The following is a 2,031-nucleotide window of genomic DNA, read 5'->3' on the forward strand; positions in this document are numbered from 1 at the left end:
GCGTCAAACCACGTCCCCGCCCCTGCGGCGCCAGCAGCGGCTCACCGACGACTTCCTCCAGCCGCTGCATCTGGGCGGTCACCGCCGAGGGCGAACGGCCGATGCTTGCAGCCGCCTGGGCCAGCGAGCCGCTGTCGACGAAAGCAAGGAAGGTTCGGAGCAGATCGGGATCGAGCGTTTCCATACTTCGATACTATCGAAGTATCATTTAAAAACAATTCGATTTTTTTGACTAAAAGGTGGTGGCATGGTTGTTTCAACGGCGATCGGACGCCGCTCAAGCCAAGGAGAAGAAGAATGCCTATCATCAACATCAGCGTCACCGGCAAACCTGACGCGGCGCTTTCCGCTCGCATCGCAAAGGAGGCCACAGAAATCACCGCGACGCAGCTGCGCAAGGACCCGACGATCACGGCAGTTGCCGTGTCCTATGTCGATCCGCAGCACTGGTTCGCCGGCGGCAAGTCGCTGGCCGAGCACGGCACCAACACGTTCTGGCTTGATATCAAGGTGGTCGACGGCACCAACACCAAGCTTGAGCTGGAGGCCTATCTGAAGGCGATCTTCGCAGCCTTCGGCCGTCTGCTGGGCGGCGTGCACGAGGAGAGCTACGCCTTCGTGCATGAAGTGCCGGCAGCCGCTTACGGCTATGGCGGCAAGACGCAGGAATTTCGTTTCATCAGTGGACGGCTGCAGGCGGCGTGAGAAGCAGCTTCCCGCACCAAGGGAAGCAAAAGCTCCGCATTGACCTTGCTCCCACATCGTCTAGGTTCTGGCCGACACGGCCGCAAAGAGCCGAGATGCTAAAAACGTTGGGAGAGACGCGGCATGATCCTGACACTGGCGCTGCTTGCGGGTCTTGTTCTGGCCTGGCTCCTGATTGGCGTGGCGGAAAAATTCCGCCTCGGCCTACGCTTCACCCAGGCGCTGCTCTATGTCCCGTTCAAGCTTGCCTACCGGATCGGAGACAGCCGCATCAGGATCGCCCGCAAGGCGCAGGCCCCAGTCATCTACGTCATCTCTCATCAATCGCGCTTCGAGCCGGCGCTGATGCTGTCGCTGCTGCCGGAAGACACGCTGCATATTCTCGATGAGGTCTCGGCGCGCTCGCCGTGGCTCGAACCTTGGCGCGAGCTTGGCCGTACCATCGCCTTCAACGCCGAACATGTCTTCGTCAGCCGCCGGCTGGTGCGGGTGCTGAAGGGCAAGGGCCGGCTCGCTGTCTATCTGCCGGATGCAGTCGAGCCCGACGTCAAGACGTTTCGGTTGTTTCGTGCCGTCACCCGCATCGCCATGCAGGCCGATGCCAAGATCGTGCCGATCTTCGTCGGCGGCGCGCGCAGCCTGCCGGTGTCGCTGACGCCTGGGGACAAGGCGCCACGACACTGGTTTCCGCAACTGTCGATCAGCGTGCTGGAGCCGATGACCATCACTGAGTTGGTGGCGCGCAACCCCGAGCAGGCCTCGAACACCAACGCGCTGTTCGACCGTGTCGCCGAGGCGCGGCTCTTCGGCACCAACCTCGATCGTGGCCTGTTCCTGGCCATGCGCGATGCCGCCGACCGCGTCGGCGCTTCGCATATCATCATCGAGGACGTGATCTCCGGCGCGCTGAGCTACCGCAAGCTGTTCATCGGCGCCCGCGTCCTGGGCAGGCGCTTCGAGGCGGTAACGGCTCCGGGCGAGGCAGTCGGCGTGATGCTGCCCAATGCCAATGGCGTCGTGCTGTCGCTCACCGGCCTTCTGTCGGCCGGCCGGGTGGCGGCGATGATCAACTACACGGCCGGGCCGGCGAGCGTCACCGCGGCCGTGCGCACGGCGGTGATAAGGACCGTGATTTCGTCCCGCGCGTTCGTCGAGAAGGCCGACCTTGCCGATATCGTCGCGGCGGTCGAAAAGGGCGGCGCCAGGCTTCTCTGGCTCGAGGATGTGCGGGAGAGCGTCACCGCGCTGGACAAGCTTGCCGCCGCCTTGCTGTGGCGCTGGCCGCTGCAGCGACAGGACGCGGCCAAGCCGGCGGTGATCCTGTTC

2 protein-coding genes and 1 pseudogene are annotated in these 2,031 nt (G+C 63.7%); 2 read left to right on the top strand and 1 reads right to left on the bottom strand.

The annotated features are described in order from the left end of the window. Positions 1–184: LysR family transcriptional regulator (locus EN932_RS34855; protein WP_128369466.1), on the bottom strand; the 184-nt coding region annotated here is incomplete at its 3' end. 113 nt (positions 185–297) lie between these two features. Here EN932_RS34855 and EN932_RS34860 point away from each other — a divergent pair. Together EN932_RS34860 and EN932_RS34865 are read left to right on the top strand one after the other, a co-directional pair. Further along, positions 298–705, top strand: coding sequence for a 4-oxalocrotonate tautomerase family protein (locus EN932_RS34860; RefSeq protein WP_013532540.1), 408 nt, complete (start codon positions 298–300; stop codon positions 703–705). A gap of 123 nt (positions 706–828) precedes the next feature. After that, positions 829–2,031: pseudogene (locus EN932_RS34865) on the top strand (2-acyl-glycerophospho-ethanolamine acyltransferase); the annotation flags it as partial.

It is taken from the genome of Mesorhizobium sp. M7A.F.Ca.US.002.01.1.1 (assembly GCF_004022955.1).
Classification (GTDB): Bacteria; Pseudomonadota; Alphaproteobacteria; order Rhizobiales; family Rhizobiaceae; genus Mesorhizobium; species Mesorhizobium ciceri.

Excerpts from the sequence above, each read along its gene's own strand:
- EN932_RS34860 (WP_013532540.1), top strand. The coding sequence starts at position 298 with ATGCCTATCATCAACATCAGCGTCACCGGCAAACCTGACGCGGCGCTT.